This window comes from Flavicella sp., from assembly GCF_029238425.1.
In the GTDB taxonomy this organism is placed as follows: domain Bacteria; phylum Bacteroidota; class Bacteroidia; order Flavobacteriales; family Flavobacteriaceae; genus Flavicella.
Map to the genome: position 1 here is coordinate 1 of NZ_JAQWGB010000133.1, position 2397 is coordinate 2397.

Consider the following 2397-nt stretch of genomic DNA (forward strand, 5'->3'; position numbering starts at 1 on the left):
GAAATAGTCATTCTTGAAACTATCAAATTCTCCGACTGAAGATCTATTGTATGTGTATAAAAAGAGGTCAAAATCATACAACCTAATAAAATCTTAATATACTTATTCATAACAAAATCAATAAATGGCTATTCTACAAATTTAAAATAATATAAGGAAAGTACCGCATATACAAATCTACCTATCAAAAATGAAACAACACCACCATAAATCGGATAAATAGGAATAAAAATTACTCCTGTGGCAATCATAGAAATTATCGATATAAGTGTACTCTTTTGATATTGCAGATCTTTATATTTTATTAATAATCCGTTCACCCCAAATACAGAATTGACGGCTATGAACATAGGAGCAACACTTAAAATCTTTATTAAACGAATTAAGGTCTCTAAAGAAGATCTTTCATTAAAGGGCATCCATAAATCAACAATAAACTCGGCCATGACAAACATTACAATGGATAAAACAAGACCACTACCCATTAAAAGTAGACGCATTACAAAAAACCAACTCGAATTGCGATTAACTACGGGATAAAATACCGTTGTCAATATTGTAACAACTGTTGAAAAAATGGCTGTTAATTTTAAACTCAGTTGTAAAAAACTCAATTCACTTGGTAGTACAATCAACCCTGCAATAAATATAAGTATTATTGTATAAGTAGAAGGCAACAATAAATTAATAAACGAACTAAAATTAATTTTCAGATACATCCATATCTGTTTTAACGAAAGCAACCTTAAACGAAAATTAAATTTTTTTACAATCAGAAAAAAACCTCCAATTGTCGCCACAGACATCCCAATCCCCTCAAATAAGGCTATATAAACAAAATCTTGCTCTAGAGTTACATAGAGCAGCACTAGGATAATAAATATGAAATTTCCAACCAGACTCATCAGTGTAATGTATTTCATTTTTTCCAAACCAAAAAAGAACCAACGCGTTGAAAACACTTCCGAAAATAAAATAAGGGAACCAAAAAGGTACAAAGAAGAATGGTTTTCAAATTTTGGGACAAAACAAACCAGAAGTATTAATACCACCATCAAAACGGCATAGAGCAATAGTTTTACAGAAAAGACCTCGTTGACACAATTGTTTAGAAATGTTTGATCATTTTTATGTTTGGCAATTTCTCTTACGGTTGACAAATTAAATCCGTAGTTCATGATATTTACCATAAACAGCAACAATGCCATCGCAAAAGCATACACACCATAATTATGAATTCCGACTTTTACAATCAGAAACGGAATCAAACCTATAGTCAAACCTAGATCTATTGCTTTTAAGGCAAAAAGAGAGATGCTATTTTCAAATATTGATTGATACTTTTTAAGCCTCACTTAGTTTTTTAGATTTTAAATAGTTGAAAATAACCAAGTATAAAGAAATACACACAAGAACAACGCAACAAAAGGTAATTAATTGTACTTGAATACTTTTTTGATAGGTTGCCAACACAACTATATTGATTCCTAACTGTAACATAAAGTAACTGATAGCAACTTTCATATGAGATAAGCCAGAGACATCTACCAATTTCTGATAGATGTGATGCCTATGAGGATCGGTTAATTTCTCTCCCAAATACTTTCTATAAAACAGCGTAATGATGGCATCTACTCCATACACTACCGAACACAATATTATCACGGGGGCATTTAATTTATAAACTAAGGAAGTTCCAACATAGAATAAAATTACTGCTATCGATATACTTCCAATATCTCCAGCAAAACAGCGTGCTTTTTTTCGGAAATTGTAATAACCAAATACTACTAAAGAGATCATAACAATTCTCAACAAATCTTGGTCAATGACTAAAACCTCTTGATTGATCACATATAAACCTGAAAACACAGCCAAACTATACAAGCCTGTAATTCCATTGATACCATCCATAAAATTATAAAAGTTTATAAAACCAACACCAACAATGGCTATCAATAACAAACTCCACCATGGGGTATCAAACAAGCCCATTTCTTGGAACACTAATATTACAGCAATCAATTGAAATGGAAATCTAACTTTAGAGCTTAAGGTTTTTATATCATCGACAAAGCTTACAATTGCAATTAATGAGACACCAAGCACCAAATAAGGATATGTAAAATCAGATATGATAAAATAGATCCAAAGAGCAAACAGGAACAAACTTCCTCCTCCACGGATGGTGGGTATGGTATGAGAACTTCTATGATTGGGTTTATCTATGATATTAAACTTATCTGCAATTTTCATATAAACCATCGATAAGACGATTAACAAAACTGCAATAATTCCATATTTTTCCATTTCTAATTAGCTATTTTCTTCGGTCGGAGCAAAAGTAACTAATTTCTATGGTTGTTTTTAATTTTCAGCTTGATAAATTGTTTTGGG

At 31.2% G+C, this 2397-nt stretch carries 2 protein-coding genes; both read right to left on the minus strand.

Going from position 1 to position 2397, the window contains the following annotated elements:
• Positions 1 to 128 precede the first annotated feature (128 nt).
• A complete protein-coding gene (locus P8H68_RS09965; protein WP_300324318.1) occupies positions 129 to 1355 on the minus strand; it encodes an oligosaccharide flippase family protein in 1227 nt (408 codons plus the stop codon).
• Positions 1345 to 2310, minus strand: coding sequence for a glycosyltransferase family 4 protein (locus tag P8H68_RS09970; RefSeq protein WP_300324321.1), 966 nt, complete (start codon positions 2308 to 2310; stop codon positions 1345 to 1347). Before P8H68_RS09970 ends, P8H68_RS09965 begins: the two co-directional genes overlap by 11 nt.
• Between the last annotated feature and the right edge of the window lie 87 nt (positions 2311 to 2397).

Bases quoted from the DNA above. Each gene is read 5' to 3' on its own strand.
- P8H68_RS09970 (WP_300324321.1), bottom strand. From the start codon at position 2,310: ATGGAAAAATATGGAATTATTGCAGTTTTGTTAATCGTCTTATCGATG.